This window comes from Streptomyces filamentosus (assembly GCF_014654895.1).
Taxonomy (GTDB): Bacteria; Actinomycetota; Actinomycetes; order Streptomycetales; family Streptomycetaceae; genus Streptomyces; species Streptomyces filamentosus.
In genome coordinates this window covers 3,971,497-3,988,134 of sequence record NZ_BNBE01000001.1, presented here as the reverse complement: position 1 = coordinate 3,988,134, position 16,638 = coordinate 3,971,497, and the positions used below count along the sequence as shown (strand labels likewise).

At 72.6% G+C, this 16,638-nt stretch carries 10 protein-coding genes; 2 read left to right on the top strand and 8 right to left on the bottom strand.

The features are described from left to right. Positions 1-80: 80 nt before the first annotated feature. The 4 genes from hemW to lepA form a co-directional block, all read right to left on the bottom strand. Entirely contained in the window at positions 81-1,322 is a 1,242-nt protein-coding gene (gene hemW, locus IE326_RS17860; RefSeq protein ID WP_150228144.1) for a radical SAM family heme chaperone HemW, read from the bottom strand. Between the two features lie 56 nt (positions 1,323-1,378). Continuing rightward, entirely contained in the window at positions 1,379-7,117 is a 5,739-nt protein-coding gene (locus tag IE326_RS17855) for a PDDEXK-like endonuclease domain-containing protein (protein ID WP_190042016.1), read from the bottom strand. 125 nt (positions 7,118-7,242) lie between these two features. Beyond that, complete coding sequence (locus IE326_RS17850; RefSeq protein WP_190042015.1) at positions 7,243-9,120, bottom strand: AMP-dependent synthetase/ligase; 1,878 nt, start codon at positions 9,118-9,120, stop codon at positions 7,243-7,245. 205 nt (positions 9,121-9,325) lie between these two features. Beyond that, on the bottom strand, positions 9,326-11,194 hold the full coding sequence (gene lepA / locus IE326_RS17845; protein ID WP_190042014.1) for a translation elongation factor 4: 1,869 nt from the start codon (positions 11,192-11,194) through the stop codon (positions 9,326-9,328). Between the two features lie 207 nt (positions 11,195-11,401). Here lepA and rpsT point away from each other — a divergent pair, with 207 nt between their 5' ends. Beyond that, on the top strand, positions 11,402-11,668 hold the full coding sequence (rpsT, locus tag IE326_RS17840) for a 30S ribosomal protein S20 (protein WP_030760878.1): 267 nt from the start codon (positions 11,402-11,404) through the stop codon (positions 11,666-11,668). A gap of 376 nt (positions 11,669-12,044) precedes the next feature. Here rpsT and holA read toward each other — a convergent pair whose 3' ends face one another. Then, positions 12,045-13,040: a DNA polymerase III subunit delta gene (gene holA, locus IE326_RS17835; protein WP_150228148.1), complete on the bottom strand. Its 996-nt coding sequence runs from the start codon at positions 13,038-13,040 to the stop codon at positions 12,045-12,047. Between the two features lie 55 nt (positions 13,041-13,095). Between holA and IE326_RS17830 the strand changes: the two genes are divergently transcribed. After that, the gene (locus IE326_RS17830; protein WP_030761441.1) at positions 13,096-13,338 is read left to right on the top strand and encodes a hypothetical protein; all 243 of its coding nucleotides are present in this window, start codon (positions 13,096-13,098) and stop codon (positions 13,336-13,338) included. Between the two features lie 56 nt (positions 13,339-13,394). On the opposite strand, the gene IE326_RS17825 is transcribed toward IE326_RS17830, so the two are convergent. From IE326_RS17825 to IE326_RS17815, 3 genes are all read right to left on the bottom strand, one after another. Further along, the gene (locus IE326_RS17825; RefSeq protein ID WP_150232678.1) at positions 13,395-14,282 is read right to left on the bottom strand and encodes a YceI family protein; all 888 of its coding nucleotides are present in this window, start codon (positions 14,280-14,282) and stop codon (positions 13,395-13,397) included. A 166-nt stretch (positions 14,283-14,448) separates the two neighbouring features. After that, the gene (locus tag IE326_RS17820) at positions 14,449-15,342 is read right to left on the bottom strand and encodes an arylamine N-acetyltransferase family protein (protein ID WP_190042013.1); all 894 of its coding nucleotides are present in this window, start codon (positions 15,340-15,342) and stop codon (positions 14,449-14,451) included. A gap of 27 nt (positions 15,343-15,369) precedes the next feature. Further along, the gene (locus IE326_RS17815; protein WP_229915386.1) at positions 15,370-16,635 is read right to left on the bottom strand and encodes an MFS transporter; all 1,266 of its coding nucleotides are present in this window, start codon (positions 16,633-16,635) and stop codon (positions 15,370-15,372) included. Positions 16,636-16,638 lie beyond the last annotated feature (3 nt).

The window sequence follows — 16,638 nt, the reverse complement described above, 5'->3', positions numbered from 1 at the left end:
GCCTCAGGGACCGTGCCGGGCTCGCGGCTCCCCGGCACCGGACGCCGCCCCCTGATCCGGCCCGATCCGGAAGACGCGCCCTAGTCCACCAGGTCCCGCACCACCGCGTCCGCCAGCAGCCGCCCCCGCAGCGTCAGCACGGCCCGCCCGGCGGCGTACGCCTCCTCCTCCAGGAGCCCGTCGCCGAGCGCCCGCCCGGCCGCCGCGAGCCCCGCGGGCTTGAGCAGCGCCAGTTCGACGCCCTCCCGCAGCCGCAGTTCCAGCAGGATCCGCTCGACGCGCCGGTCCTCGTCGGCCAGCACCTCGCGTCCCGCGCCGGGCGACTTCCCGGCCCCGAGCGCCGCCGCGTACGCCCCGGGGTGCTTGACGTTCCACCACCGCACCCCGCCCACGTGCGAGTGGGCGCCGGGCCCGGCGCCCCACCAGTCGGCGCCGCGCCAGTACAGCTCGTTGTGGAGGCAGCGGCCGGCCTCGGAGGTGGCCCAGTTGGACACCTCGTACCAGGAGAACCCGGCCTTCTCGAAGGCCTCGTCCGCGATCAGGTACCGGTCGGCGTGGACGTCGTCGTCGGTCATCGGGACCTCGCCGCGGCGGATGCGCCGGGCCAGCTGCGTGCCCTCCTCGACGATCAGGGCGTACGCGCTGACGTGGTCCGGTCCGGCGCCGACGGCCGCGTCCAGCGAGGCCCGCCAGTCGTCGTCGGACTCCCCGGGCGTCCCGTAGATCAGGTCCAGGTTGACGTGCTCGAACCCGGCGGCGCGCGCCTCGGCGACGCACTGCTCGGGCCGTCCGGGCGTGTGGGTCCGGTCGAGGATCCTCAGCACGTGCGGCCGGGCGCTCTGCATGCCGAAGGAGATCCGGTTGAACCCCCCGGCGCGCAGTTCCTCCAGGTAGGCGGGGTCCACGGACTCCGGGTTGGCCTCGGTCGTGACCTCGGCGTCGTCCGCGAGCCCGAACTCGTCCCGGATCGCCCCCAGCATCCGTACGAGGTCGCCGGCGGCCAGCAGCGTCGGCGTGCCGCCCCCGACGAAGACGGTCCGCACCGGTCGCGGGTCGTCCCCGAGCACCTTCCGGGCGAGCCGCACCTCCTCGGCGACCTGCCCCGCGTAGTTGTCCCGCGAGGCGAGCACGCCACCGGCCCCGCGCAGCTCGCTCGCCGTGTACGTGTTGAAGTCGCAGTAGCCGCACCGCGTGGCGCAGTACGGCACGTGCAGATAGAACCCGAGCGGCCGCTCCCCCGCCCCTTCCAGGGCGTGCGCGGGCAGCGCCCCGTCCTCGGGCATGGGCTCACCATCGGGCAGTACGGAAGGCATGGGGTCCATTGTCCCGTACTGCCCGGGGTACCCGGTCCGGGGCCGCGCCCCGGACCGGGGCCGGGTCAGTCCTCCACCCGCCGGATGATCGCGCTGTGGGCGCGGTCGTCCGCCGAACGCCACTCGACGGTGTCGCCGGCCTCCCGCCACATCAGGGCCTGTCCGAGGGGGGTGTAGGGGCTCAGCCGCTCGGCGTCGCCTCCCGCCCTCAGGGCGATCTCGTAGGTCGTGATTCCGGTCGCACCGGAGTGCTCGACCCCGACGAGGCATCCCGGGGTGACGTGCCGGCCGCCGGCGCGGGGGTCCAGCTCGGCCTCGTCCAGGAGGGCCCTCAGGAAGTCCTTGCGGTCGTGCAGGGTGTCCAGCAGCTGCTCGCGCGCGGCCTGCTGGGACCGCCATGACGCCGAGTCCACCGCGATGATCTCCGGCTCCGGCCGTTCCAGTTCGTCCCGGATGCGGTCCAGCTCCCGCTGGACCCTCTGGTACGCCTTCACGGACAGCCGCCGGATCCGGATCCGTTCCTCCGCCGGCCGCCGCCCGGGTTCGGCCGTCGGCTTCTCCACCGGAGCGCCGGGAACCGCCGGAGCGGCGGGAGCCACCGGGGGCGCCGGCGTCTCCGCTCGTCCCTGCGGGACCGGCTCGGCCACCGGACGCATGAGTTCCGTGGACGACCCGTGCGAGGCCGCTTCCGGCGTCTGCCGGTCGTGGTACCGGACCAGGGCCGTCTGGTGGCCCGCCCGGAGCACGGGCACGTCGGTCTTGGCGATGCCGGCCCGGATGAGCCCCTGCACCTCGTCGTGGTCCAGCCGGGCCAGAGGCTCCCCCTCGCGGACGACCTCGACCACGTCACCGCCCGACGGGCCCGCGCCGGGCAGGAAGCGCGCCTTGCTCCGGCGCTCCTCGGCATTGGGCACGGTGCGCCTCATGCTGAAGGAGTGCTGGGCCGCGTTCACCTCCCCGCGCCGCAGCCAGGCCACGGTCCTGAACCCCGCCGGGTCGGTCGTCCACACCGCCTCCCCCGACCGCTTCCGAGGCTCCGCCCGGTCCTGGGGCTCGGCCGCGACCGGGGCCGGGGCCTGGGCCTGGGCCGGAACCTGGACCGGGGTCGTTGCCGGGGCCGGGGCCGGAGCCCGGGTCGGAACCTGGACCGGGACCGGGACCGTTGCCGTTGCCGTTGCCGTTGCCGGAGCCGGAGCCGGGGTCTGGGTCGGGACCTGGACCGGGGCCGGGACCTGCGGTCCGCCCGCGGGCGTCGCGGTGGGCGCGACGGCCGGGGCCGCCGTCTCCCGGTCCTGCGCCGGGGAAGGGACGCCGACCGTCTCCGGGCCCGTCCGCCCGTCCGCCGTCCTCTCGATGCCCAGCCTGTCGAGCTCCGCCCAGAGCGGCTCCAGCGCCAGGTCGGGGTCGAAGAAGAAACGGCTGCCCCTGATGCGCACGAAGGTCCAGCCCACCCGCTCCAGCTCGCGCTGGCGGGCCGCGTCCGCGTCCGCGTTCTCCTCCGTGTGGAACGCGTCCCCGTCGCACTCGACGGCGAGCCGTCGCGTACCTCCCTCGACGACGAGGTCGATCCGGTACCGCCCGGCCGGGTACTGCGGGCGGACGCGGTACCCCCTCCTCCTCAGGGCAAGGAAGACCCGCTGTTCGAAGAGGCTGTCGAAGGCGTCGTGGGGCTCGTCCTCCGTGACGTCGCCGAGGCCCAGGCCGTCCAGCTGCTCCGCGGGCCGCGAGAACCAGTCGAGGTACCGGCGGCGGAGGTCCGACTCGGCCAGCTCGGTCAGGGTCACGCTGTGGAAGAGCCAGACCTGGTCCCGGGCCCGGGAGGCCGCCACGTTGATGTGCTGCTGGTACAGCGTGCTGCTGTAGGAGCCGATCCGGCGCGGACCGTCCGGGCCGGTGAGCGAGGCCACGGTGGACACGAAGACGACGTCCCGCTCGTCGCCCTGGAACTCCTCCGCGCTGCCGACCCTGAGCCGGCGGCGCTGCCGCTCGTCGAGGGGGACGCGGTCGGCGAGCAGGTCCTCGATGCGGAACTTCTGCCCGTTTCCGAGGAGGGTGATCACGCCCATGGTCCGGCCCGCGTAGGCCGGGTCCTGGATGCACCGGACCACTTCCTCCACGAGGCGTTCGGCCTCCGGGGGGTTGGCCTGTTTCTGCCCGGTGCCCTCCACGTATCCGTCGGCGACGTGGACCGGGCGCAGCGGGGGCAGCCGGTCGGCGCCGTACTGCCGCAGCGGCTGGAGCTTGCCTCCGTAGCAGAGCTCGTTGGAGAACCCGATGATCTCCGGCATGCAGCGGAAGTGTTCGCGCAGCATGAGTCGGCCCCTCCCGCCGGCGAGCCCCGAGGCGATGTCGAAGAAGCTCGCCGTGGGCGCGAAGAGGTTGCGCCGGAAGTCGGGGAGCCCGCCGAGGACCCGCCGCTGGACGGCGAACAGCTCGTCGTGGTCGATGCCGACGTTGGCCGGGCTGACCTGCTTGTCGTCGCCCACCACGACGATCTTGGCCCCGAGCCAGGCCAGGAGCAGGGCCTCCGGGCCGGACTGGCTCGCCTCGTCGATGATGACCACGTCGAACCGGCCGGCCCGGTCCATCGGAACGGTGTCCGTGACCGCGTGCAGGGGCATGATCCACGCGGGGACGGCCTCCTGGCTCGCCCTGAGGCTCTCCCGGGCCTGCTGCCGGTACTGGTGCGCGTACTTCCCCGTCCCCTTCCCCAGCCGCTTGACGCTCTGCTGGTACGAGGTGAGGGCGACGGCCTGGTCGTCGGTGAGCCGGGAGAGGCAGCCGTACCACGCCTTGTCCGCCGCGAGCCGCTCCAGGCCGATGCGGATGTCGGCGTCGGCCTGGGCGAGGCGGGCCAGGGTCCGCTTCTCGGCGGCGGGATCGGTCAGCTCCTCCATCCGGGTGCACCAGGCCGACCACGCCCAGGCTTCCTCGTAGCGGCGCAGCCGCTCGCCCCAGACCGGGGACTCCGCCTCGGCCTCCAGCTGGTCCGCGAGCTCGGGCAGCCGGTCGGCGACGGCGGAGTAGGCCAGGTCGCAGGCGTGCTTGCGGGCCAGTGCCTCCCTCAGTTCCTCCAGCTCCCCGACCGCCTCGGCGTAGGCCCGCACGTCCTGCTCCTCCGCGGCGCGCCGGGCCCGCTCCACGGCGGACGGGACCCCCCGCTGCAGGGCGGCCGCGCCGAGGACGGCGGTGGTGTCCGCCAGGCTTCGGCGCGGTGCGGCGGCACGGCGGCTGGCGGCGTGGGCACGCAGCAGGGCCGCCACGGTGCTCCGGGGCTCGTCGTGCTGCCAGGCGAGGCCGGCGAAGGCGGGAGACCCGGATGCGGAGCGCACCAGGGCCGCGCGGCGGTCCGCGAGCGCCACGAGGGTCTCCAGGGCCTGGACGTGCTGCCGGAGCCGGGCCAGCCTGCGGGAGGGCGACTGCCAGGGCTCCGGGGTGCCGTACTCCTCCTCGGTGTCCTGGAGGTGGCGCTCCAGCCGTACCCGCTGGAGCACGGTCTCGGCGGCCTCCTGCGTCTGCACCGTCTGCCCGTCGACCTTCACGGTCTCCGGGAAGTCGCCCACCGCCTTGCGCAGCCGGGTCTTGAGGCCGAGGGGGCCGCGGAGCCTCTCGCCGGCGGCGAGGCCGTCGCGGAGCGTGGTCGCCAACCCGAGCGCGTCTGCCACGGTCAGCTTCTCCAGGCCGCTGACCAGGGCGTTCCCACAGGAATCCATGGCCTGTAGGGCCGCTTCCAGCGCCGCGTGGGAGCGGTCGGACTGCGCCCTCGCCTCGTGTTCCCTTCCGTCGAGGGTCTCCTGGCGCAGGGCGGTGAACCACGGCGCGCGCTCCTGCGCGCTTTCGGCCATCGCCGTGAGGAAGTCCTCCAGCGCCTGCGCCAGTCCCTCCTGCCGGTCCACGGGCAGACCGGCGACGTGGCCGTCGAGGGCGGACGACTGCGGGGTCGCGCGCAGGGCGGCCAGGTCGGCCTCGGCCTCCCGGACCGCGGTGACGGCCTCGGCGAACTCCGGTCCGGACAGGAGCTGCTGGACGGTGGGGAGCTTCGCCGAGACGGAGGCCGCCAGTGCCCGGTGCCGTGCGGTGAAGGCGAGGGCGGCCCGCCGGAGTCCGGCCACCGCGTCGGCGCTCACGACGGGTTCCGGGCCGGGGACCGTGCCGATCCAGTCGTGGACGGGCCGCTCGTCGTGGAGACGGCTCGCGATCTGCGCGAGGGTGCCCTGGTAGTCGCCGATGTCCGCGGGGTGGCGGTAGGTCTCCCGCTCGCGGATCGCGCGCAGTTCCTTGAGGGCGCCGGCCTGGACGGAACGGGCGGTGCGCAGCTTCTCCTCGTGGTCCTGGATGCGCCGCCGGTAGTCGCGCGGGGAGAACTCGCCCTGGCGGTCGAGAATCGCCTTCACCGACTGCTCCAGCTCCTGCTGGGCGGTCAGTTCGTCCGTGCGGCTCACGCAGAGTTCCCGCACGGAGAGGGGGAGCTTCTCCTTGAGGACCCTCAGGGCGCGTGAGGTGTGGCTGGTGATCAGCACCCGTTGTCCGTGGGCGAGCAGATCGGTGACGAGGTTGGCGATGGTGTGCGTCTTGCCGGTGCCGGGCGGGCCCTGGACGACGACGAGGCTGCGGTCCCGGAGCCGCTCGGCGATCGTGCGCTGCTCGTCGTTGGAGGGGAGCGCGAAGTAGAGCTCCTGCGGCGGGGCGCCCGTTCCGCTCCCGTCCGGGTCGTGGGGGCGGCCGGATCCGTCGAACCCCGCGGAGTCGTCCGTGCCCGCGATCGCCCGCAGCAGCCGGGTCGGTTCGGCCCCGTTCTCGATGAGACGGGCCACGTTCTGGAGGGCCTCCTGCATGCTGCGGCGGGTGCGCTCGCGCAGGAGGAGGACCGGGGCGAAGCGGACGACGGGCGCGTCCCCGTGCGCGCTCCGGCCCGGGCGGTCCGGTTCGGGGATGTACTCCCCCGATTGATGAGCCGCGATCACCCAGGTGTTGAGGGCCCGGTGCAGCAGGTCGCGGCCCTCCGGCTCGGTGGCGTCACCGGCCGCTTCCAGGTCCTTCAGGACGAGTTCCCGGGTGTGGGCACGCGCCTTCTGATCGGAGTCGAGCATCGATTCGTCGAGTGCGAACGCCCCGTGCTCGGGGTCCGGGGCGACGGTGATGGCACCGCTGTCCGGGTCGAGGGCGATGACGGCGCGACAGGTGACGAGATGGCGCCGGACGGGTTCGTCGCCCGACTGCCAGGCCAGGTGGCCGAGGCCGAGGAGGAGTTCGTAGCTCTCGCCGAGGTCGCTGACGTCCTCGTGGACGCGGTAGAGGCGGTCGTAGGCCCGCACCACGGGCTTGACGGCCCGGTCGTACCGGGCCCAGCCGGTCCAGAGCTCGGCCCACTCCCCGTACTGGGCCTTCACCTCGTCGCGCCGCTGGTACTCGTCGAGGGGGACGGTGCGGATGCTGCTGAGGGTGCTGCCGTCGGGGGTCGTTTCGGAGACGGCCAGCTCCGCGGTGGCGCGCAACCGGGGGGCGTCCTCGGGGTCCGAGTCGTGCACGAGGGCCGCGTCCAGCCAGAGGGCGAGCGGCTGGGGCGGGAGGGGAGGGGCGCTCCTCAGCGGCCGCTCGGCCCGCAGCCACAGCGGACGGTCGCCGGATATCGGTTCCCGGACGAAGTTCTGGAACTGCGGGGGGAGTTCGTCGAACCACAGGGTGTGCCGGGCACCGTCGTCGTGACGCACGGGCTTCGTCCGGGTTCCGCCGACCTCGGCGAGGTAGCGGAAGATCTGCCGGACGCGCGCGGCGTCCTCGGGCACAACGGCGGGGTCGGGCACGGTTACCTCGCTGACGGACGGCCGACGTGAAGATCTTGCGGAGATCCTATGTGTCGGCGCCGACGGCGAGGGCCCGGATGCCCGATCCCGCCGCTTCCCGGAGCGGCACGCTCCGGGAGGGCCGGTCAGACCTCGCGGGAGCCCGCGTACATGCCCTCGATGAGGTCCTTGTAGGTGCGCTCGACGACCGGCCGCTTCAGCTTCAGGGACGGGGTGAGCTCGCCGTGCTCGATGTCGAGGTCGCGGGGCAGGAGGCGGAACTTCTTGATGGTCTGCCAGCGCTGGAGGCCCTCGTTGAGGCGGTCGACGTAGCCCTGGACCATCTTCTCGGTCTGCGGGTCGGCGACGACCTCGGCGTACGTCTTCCCGCCCAGGCCGTGCTCGGCGGCCCAGCCGAGGAGGGTGGGCTCGTCGAGGGCGATGAGGGCCGTGCAGTAGTTCCGGTCGGCACCGTGGACGAGGATGTTGGAGACGAAGGGGCAGACGGCCTTGAACTGGCCCTCGACCTCGGCGGGGGCGATGTACTTGCCGCCGGAGGTCTTGATGAGGTCCTTCTTGCGGTCGGTGATCTTGAGGTAGCCGTCGGCGGAGAGCTCGCCGATGTCGCCGGTGTGGAACCAGCCGTCGGCCTCCAGGACCTCGGCGGTCTTCTCGGGCAGGCCGTGGTAGCCCTCCATGATGCCGGGGCCTCGGAGCAGGATCTCGCCGTCGTCGGCGATGCGGACCTCGGTGCCGGGGAGCGGCTTGCCGACGGTGCCGGTGCGGTAGGCCTCGCCGGGGTTGACGAAGGAGGCGGCGGAGGACTCGGTGAGGCCGTACCCCTCCAGGATGTGGATGCCGGCGCCGGCGAAGAAGTAGCCGATCTCGGGGGCGAGGGCGGCGGAGCCGGAGATGCAGGCGCGCAGCCGGCCGCCGAACGCCTCGCGGATCTTGGCGTAGACGAGGGCGTCGGCGACCTTGTGCTTGGCGGCGAGGCCGAAGGGCGCGGAGGCGGTGCCGGTGCGGCGGAAGTTGTCCTGGGTGGCCTTGGCGTACTCGCGGGAGACGCCGGCGGCCCACTGGAAGATCTTGTACTTGGCGCCGCCGCCGGCGCGGGCCTTGGCGGCGACCCCGTTGTAGACCTTCTCGAAGATGCGGGGGACGGCCGCCATGTAGGTCGGCTGGACCACCGGCAGGTTCTCGATGATCTTGTCGACGCGGCCGTCGACGGCGGTGACGTGGCCGACCTCGATCTGGCCGGAGGTGAGGACCTTGCCGAAGACGTGGGCGAGCGGCAGCCACAGGTACTGGACGTCGTCGCGGGTGACGAGGCCGGTGGCGGCGATGGCCTTGGCCATGTACGACCAGTTGTCGTGCGGCAGGCGAACGCCCTTGGGGCGGCCGGTGGTGCCGGAGGTGTAGATGAGGGTGGCGAGCTGGTCGGCGGTGATCGCCGCGACCCGCTCCTTGACCGCCTCGGGGTGCTTCTCCAGGTACGCGGCTCCGCGCGCCTCCAGGTCGGCGAGGGTGAGGACCCACTCGTCGGAGGTGTCGGCGCCCTCGGCGTCGATGACGACGACGTGGTGGAGGCCGGGCAGGTCGGCGCGGCGCTCGACGGCCTTGGCGAGCTGGGCCGCGTCCTCGGCGATGAGCACCTTCGACGCGGAGTCCGCGAGGATGAAGGCGGACTCCTCGGCGTTGGTCTGCGGGTAGACGGTGGTGGTGGCGGCGCCGGCGCACATGACGCCGAGGTCGGCGAGGATCCACTCGACCCGGGTGGAGGAGGCGAGGGCGACCCGCTCCTCCGGCAGGACGCCGAGGTCGATCAGGCCGGCGGCGATGGCGTAGACGCGCCGGGCCGCCTGCCCCCAGGCGAGCGACTTCCAGTCGTCCGGCCCCGTGCCGGAGGCGGCGGGCACCGGGTAGCGGTACGCCTCCGCGTCGGGGGTGCGCTCGACCCGTTCGAGGAAGAGCGCCGCGACGGAGGGCGGCCGGTTGTCGATCTGGGTCTGGTTGTCGCTCACGTCGTCCTCCGGGCGGCGGCGATGCCTGTTGGCGGTGCAACTACGGATGCGTAACTAACTCACGAGTAACCTTCGGGGGGCTTCAGATTAGAGCGCCGACGTCCGGCGCGTAAGGGCCTGTGGATAACGAACGGGTCCGCGCGCCATCGGCACGCGGACCCGTTCGCCGTCCACAGGAGCTGACCGCTCCTTGACCCGGAGCTGACTACTTCTTGCCCTTGCCGCCGGACTCGTCGCTCGACAGGACGGCGATGAAGGCCTCCTGCGGCACCTCCACCGAGCCGACCATCTTCATGCGCTTCTTGCCTTCCTTCTGCTTCTCCAGCAGCTTCCGCTTGCGGGAGATGTCACCGCCGTAGCACTTGGCGAGGACGTCCTTCCGGATGGCGCGGATGGTCTCGCGGGCGATGACCCGGGAGCCGATGGCGGCCTGGATCGGCACCTCGAACGCCTGCCGCGGGATGAGCTCGCGCAGCTTGGCGACGAGCCGCACGCCGTACGCGTAGGCGGCGTCCTTGTGGGTGACGGCCGAGAAGGCGTCGACCTTGTCGCCGTGCAGCAGGATGTCGACCTTGACCAGGCTGGACGCCTGCTCGCCGGTGGGCTCGTAGTCGAGGGAGGCGTATCCGCGCGTCTTGGACTTCAGCTGGTCGAAGAAGTCGAAGACGATCTCCGCGAGGGGCAGGGTGTAGCGGATCTCGACCCGGTCCTCGGAGAGGTAGTCCATGCCGATCAGGGTGCCGCGCCGGGTCTGGCACAGCTCCATGATCGCGCCGATGAACTCGCTGGGGGCCAGGATCGTGGCGCGCACGACGGGCTCGTACACCTCGTCGATCTTGCCCTCGGGGAACTCGCTCGGGTTGGTGACGGTGTGCTCGCTGCCGTCCTCCATCACCACGCGGTAGACCACGTTCGGCGCGGTGGCGATCAGGTCGAGCCCGAACTCGCGCTCCAGCCGCTCGCGGATCACGTCGAGGTGGAGGAGGCCGAGGAAGCCGACGCGGAAGCCGAAGCCGAGCGCGGCGGAGGTCTCCGGCTCGTAGACCAGCGCGGCGTCGTTGAGCTGGAGCTTGTCGAGGGCCTCGCGGAGGTCCGGGTACTCGGAGCCGTCCAGCGGGTAGAGGCCCGAGAAGACCATCGGCTTCGGGTCCTTGTAACCGCCGAGGGCCTCGGTCGCGCCGTTGTGCAGGGAGGTGATCGTGTCACCGACCTTGGACTGGCGGACGTCCTTCACACCGGTGATGAGGTAGCCCACCTCGCCGACGCCGAGGCCGTCGGACGGCGTCATCTCCGGGGAGGAGACGCCGATCTCCAGGAGCTCGTGGGTCGCGCCGGTCGACATCATCTTGATGCGCTCGCGCTTGTTGAGCTGCCCGTCGACGACACGGACGTACGTCACGACGCCCCGGTACGAGTCGTACACGGAGTCGAAGATCATCGCGCGGGCGGGGGCGTCGGCGACGCCGACGGGGGCCGGGATGTTCCGGACGACCCGGTCGAGCAGCGCCTCGACGCCCATGCCGGTCTTCGCGGAGACCTTCAGCACGTCCTCCGGCTGGCAGCCGATGAGGTTGGCCAGCTCCTCGGCGAACTTCTCCGGCTGGGCGGCCGGGAGGTCGATCTTGTTGAGGACCGGAACGATGGTGAGGTCGTTCTCCATCGCCAGGTAGAGGTTGGCGAGGGTCTGCGCCTCGATGCCCTGGGCGGCGTCGACGAGGAGGATCGTGCCCTCGCAGGCCGCGAGCGACCGCGAGACCTCGTAGGTGAAGTCGACGTGCCCGGGGGTGTCGATCATGTTGAGGATGTGCGTGTTCCCCTGCGCCGGCCCCTCGGTGGGGGCCCAGGGCAGCCGGACCGCCTGGGACTTGATCGTGATGCCGCGCTCACGCTCGATGTCCATCCGGTCGAGGTACTGGGCGCGCATCTGCCGCTGGTCGACCACACCGGTCAGCTGGAGCATCCGGTCGGCGAGCGTGGACTTGCCGTGGTCGATGTGCGCGATGATGCAGAAGTTGCGGATCAGAGCCGGGTCGGTACGGCTCGGCTCGGGCACGTTGGTAGGAGTCGCGGGCACGCAGGGTTCTCGTCTCGGGCGGTGTTCGGAACGGGTACGTAGCCCCCATCGTCCCATGCCCGCCGCCGGACGTCCGGTTCGGGCGGTCCGGCCCCTCGTTTGGGCGGCCGCGAGCGCGCCTGATACCGTGGACAGCTGTGTCTCGTGTGCCCTCTCAGCTGCGTGGCACATACCTGAAGAAACATCGAACCTGTAAAGGCTCTTTCAGTGGCGAACATCAAGTCCCAGATCAAGCGGAACAAGACCAACGAGAAGGCGCGCCTGCGCAACAAGGCCGTCAAGTCGTCGCTCAAGACCGCGATCCGCAAGGCCCGTGAGGCTGTCGCCGCCGGCGACCTCGAGAAGGCCACCGTGGCCGCCCGTGCCGCCTCGCGCCAGCTCGACAAGGCCGTCTCGAAGGGCGTCATCCACAAGAACGCCGCCGCCAACAAGAAGTCGGCGCTGGCGATCAAGGTTTCCTCCCTCCAGGGCTGAGTCCGGATCTCCTGATCTCAGGCTGTACCCGGCCGTACGGGACCCAGCGGACCCTCTCTACCGCTCCCGCCCGGCCCCCCGGCCCGTACGCGAGACGCGTTCGCCACGCGTGTACGGGACCACAAGAGCAGTGACCCGAGGCCCCGGCCGCCCCTTCCCCAGGGACGACCGGGGCCTTCGGCGTGCTCGGGGGGCGCGGGGAGGACGGCGTACGGCAGGGGTGCTCGGCGGGGCTCAGCCGGTGGCACGGGAGGCGCGCCGCCCGGCGTCCCCCGAGGCGGCGGCGCCCGGCCCGCGCACCCCGCAGGCCCGCACCCGCTCACACCCACCCGCCGGCACGCACCCGCCCGCACCGGCGGAAAGGCGCTCCGCGCCGTCAGCGCCCCCCGCGTCCCGCTCTGGCCGCACGCGCCACCGCGACGACCGCCTTCTCCAGGGCGTACTCGGGGTCGTCGCCCCCGCCCTTCACTCCCGCGTCCGCCTCCGCGACGGCCCGCAGCGCGAGGGCCACCCCGTCGGGGGTCCAGCCCCGCATCTGCTGCCGGACCCGGTCGATCTTCCACGGCGGCATGCCGAGCTCGCGCGCGAGGTCCGCGGGCCGCCCGCCGCGCGCGGTGAGGAGCTTGCCGATGGCCCGGACGCCCTGGGCGAGGGCGCTGGTGACGAGGACGGGCGCGACCCCGGTGGACAGCGACCAGCGCAACGCCTCCAGCGCCTCCGCGGCCCGCCCCTCCACGGCCCGGTCGGCGACGTTGAACGACGAGGCCTCGGCCCGCCCGGTGTAGTACCGCCCGACGACGGCCTCGTCGATCGTCCCGTCGACGTCCGCCGTCAGCTGGGTCACCGCCGAGGCCAGCTCCCGCAGGTCGCTGCCGATGGCGTCGACGAGGGCCTGGCACGCCTCGGGCGTGGCGGACCGCCCGAGGGTCCGGAACTCCTGCCGGACGAAGGTGAGCCGCTCCGCGGGCTTGGTGGTCCTGGGGCAGGCGACCTCCCGCGCGCCCGCCTTGCGGGCCGCGTCGAGGAGTCCCTTGCCCTTGGCGCCGCCGGCGTGGAGCAGGACGAGGGTGATGTCCTCGATGGGCGCGTCGAGGTAGCCCTTGACGTCCTTGACGCTGTCCGCCGAGAGGTCCTGCGCGTTGCGCACGATCAGCACCTTGCGCTCGGCGAAGAGCGAGGGGCTGGTGAGCTCGGCGAGGGCCCCGGGCTGGAGCTGGTCGGAAGTGAGGTCCCGTACGTCCGTGTCGGCGTCGGCGGCCCGCGCGGCCGCCACCACCTCCCGGACGGCACGGTCGAGGAGCAGGTCCTCCTGGCCCACGGCGAGCGTGACGGGGCCGAGGAGGTCGGTGCGGGAAGTCTTGTCGGTGGCCATCGCCGTCCAGCATCCCACGCGCCTCCGACATCGGACCGCGCGCGAGAATGGCCCCGTGAGTGAACGACACGTACTGGTGCTCCCCGACCGCGACGCCGCCGAGGAGGTCGCCGAGGAACTGGCGGCCCGGTTCGGCGTGGCCGAGGAGCCGCAGCTGGTCCGGGACGCGCTGGCCGGCGAGGACGACGCCGAGGACGCGCAGTGGCTGGTGGTGGTCGAGGACCCGGCGGGCCGGCTCGATCCGGCGGCGCTGGACGACTTCGCCGCCGAGTACGAGGGCTGGCTGGAAGCCCCCTAGCCCCTCGCCTCCCCCGGCCGGCCCTTCTTCAGCCCCTCCCCCTCCGGCCTCCCCCCTCAGCCCGTCTTCTTCGGCACGATCTGGACGTCCAGGTCGATGGAGATGCTGGAGCCGACGGCGGCGATGCCCCGCGCCAGCAGGGTCTGCCAGGTGAGGGTGAAGTCCTCGCGGTGGAGTTCGGTGGTGGCCCGGCAGGCGCAGCGGGTCTCGCCCTCCAAGCCGCTGCCGAGGCCGAGGTACTGGGTGTCGAGCGTGACGGTGCGGCTCACGCCGTGGAGGCTGAGCGCGCCGGTGACGTTCCAGCGGGTGCCGCCGCGGTGGGTGAAGCGCTCGCTGAAGAACTCGATGGTCGGGTGGACGCCGATGTCGAGGAAGTCCCCGGACCGCAGGTGGTCGTCGCGCATCTGGACGCCGGTGTCGATGGAGGCCGCGTCGATGACGACGTGCATCGCGGACTGCTCCATGCGGTCGGCGATGCGGATCGCCCCCGCGAAGCTGTTGAACCGTCCGTGGATCCGGGCCAGTCCGATGTGCCGGGCGGTGAAGCCGACCTGGGAGTGGGTGGGGTCGATCTCCCAGTCCCCGGGCTCCGGCAGCGGCGGCTGCGGGGCGACCTGGAGCAGGACGTCACCGAGGTCGGCGTGGGTCCCCTGGCCGACGACGGCGGTGCCGTGGTGCGGGGTGTAGCCCTCGGAGGTGACGGCGATCCGGTACTCGCCCGCGGGGACGGTGGCGAGGAGGGTCCCGTACGGGTCGGTCTCCCCGCCGAGCACCTTGCGGCCGGCCGGGTCGGTGAGGGTGACCTCGGCCTGCCGCAGCGGCTCGTGCACGGGGTCGAGCACCCGACAGCTCAGGACTCCGGCCGAGGCCGGCACCTCGAATCCGGCCAGGGCCCCGCCCCGGCCTCCGGTCTGCGTCCGCTTCCCGAAGAGACCACCGAACATGTTTCACGCACCCCCGTGCGACTCGTTCATCATGCAACGAATTCGCATTCGATCACTCCGGGTGCGTTCGAGGCAAACGCGACCTTGTTACCGACGAGTCCGAATTATGCGTTCCGCTTCTCCTCCCCCGCTTTCCCCGCCGCCCTCCCCGTGCCTCCTCGCACGCCTACCCCCGTGCTTCTCCCCGTACGGCGGGCAGCTCGTCGAGCACGATGCCGAACAGGTCCCGGTACGCCTCGCGCAGCTCCTCGTCCGTGCCGAGCTCCCGCTCGACGCGCTCGCCGGCCACGGTCCGGTACAGCCTCCGGCCGCCGATCGAGACCCGGCCCTCCTCGGTGAGCAGGGAGCAGATCACCCCCCGGGTGAAGTGCGAGTCCGGCGAGGTCCGGTGGTACCAGGCGCCGGCCGTGAAGTCCGCGAGCGCCCGGGGCCGTCGCTCCAGCCGGTAGCGCGGCGTGCCGTTCCGCACCACGTCGAGGTCCCCGTCCGTCCCGGGGGCCTCCCGGATCAGGAAGACCCCGGCGGGGTCGGTCTGCTCCCCCCGCTCGTCGAAGGCCAGCGGAAGGTGGCTGTGGTCCCCGAAGCCGACGTCGGCCAGCCACCGCTCCCCGTCCCCGGTCCGCACCAGCAGCGCCATGTGGTCGTACGGGATCCCCACCCGCCCGTCCGGTCCGAAGACGCGCGCCTGGAGCAGGTCGACCCGGTGACCGAGCGCCCGGAGCAGGGCGGCGAACGCGGTGTTCAGTTCGTAGCAGAACCCGCCCCGCCGGGCCGTGACCACCTTGCCCACCAGCGCCTCCTCGTCGAGGACGATGTCCTCCCCGAGGTGGATGGACAGGTTCTCGAAGGGGACGGTCCGCAGGTGCCGCAGATGCAGCTCCCGCAGCGCCTCCGCGTCCGCCCGCTCCGGCCGCCGGACCCCGATCCGCTCCAGGTACCGGGCGACGACGGCGTCCGACAACCCCTCGCGCTCCGCATGCTCTCCGCGCTCTCCGTACTCTTCGCGCTCTTCGCGCTCTTCGCGCTCTTCGCGCTCTTCGCGCTCTTCATGATCGTTCATGGACGCAGTCTGCCCGTCGGTACCGGATCAGGGGGCGACCTCGGCCGTTTCCCTTTCCCTGTCGGGCAGTTCGCGCATCCGCGGGAGGGGCGAGGGCAGCAGCCACAGGACCGCGAAGGCCGCGCCCACGGTGGCGATCCACAGGGTGGGGCGGGTGCCGATCGAGGCGCCCAGCAGGCCGCCGACGAGGGCCCCGACGGGACGGAAGCCGTGGTTGAGGGTGCGGAAGGCCCCCATGACCCGGGCCCGCACGCCGTCGGGTATGAGCGCCATCTGGAAGGACCCGGCGGCCACGTCGACGATCATCACCCCGACGCAGGACAGGAACTCCGCGACGAACAGCACGCCCATCACGACCGGCAGCGGACCGTCCGCGGCCGGTATGAGGACCAGCGGCAGGGTGAAGCCGAGGAAACCGGTGACGAGGGAGCCACCGATGCCGATCCGGCGGACGACCGCCCCGCTGAACGCCGCTCCGAGCAGACCCCCGACGGCTCCGGCGCCGAGCACCAGGCCGAGCAGTCCCGCCCCGAGCCCGAGGTCCTTGGTCACGTAGAGGACGAAGAGGGTGTGGAACATGTAGTTGAAGAACTGGACGGTGCCGGAGGCCGCGAAGAGCGCCCGCATCGACGGCTCCCGCACCACCCAGCGGATTCCCTCCGTGAAGTGCCCCTTGGCCACGGGCTCGGGAGCGGGCTCGACCGGTCTGATCCTCGCCAGGAACCCGGCCGACGCCAGGTAGGTGAAGGCGTCGGCCACCAGCGCCACGGGGGCGGTGAGCGTCTGCACGAGTACGCCGCCGATGCTGGGCCCGGCCAGCCAGGCCGCCGAACGGCTGCCGTTCACCAGCGAGTTGGCCTGCACGAGGTCCTTGGTGGGGACGAGGACCGCGAAGAGCGTGGCGTTGCACGCCTCGAAGAGCACCGACAGGGCGCCCACCCCGAGGGCGACGACGTAGAGCTGACCGAGGGTCAGCAGGTCGAGGGCGTGGGCGACGGGCAGGGTGAGCAGCAGGACGGCCCGCCCCAGATCCGTGGCGATCATGATCCGGCGGCGGTTCGCCCGGCGGTCGACGAAGGCCCCGAAGGGCAGGTTGAGCAGCAGGGCCGGCAGGAGTTCGAGGGTCTTGAGCCAGCCCATCTGGGCCGCATCGGCGCCGAGCACGAGCACGGCGGCGAGCGGCAGGGCCATCAGGGAGATCTGGTCGCCGACGAGCGAGACCGTCTGCCCGGTCCAGTAACGGCGGAACGTCCGTTCGCGCAGCAGGGCGGGCACGCGCCCGGTGAGGACCATCCC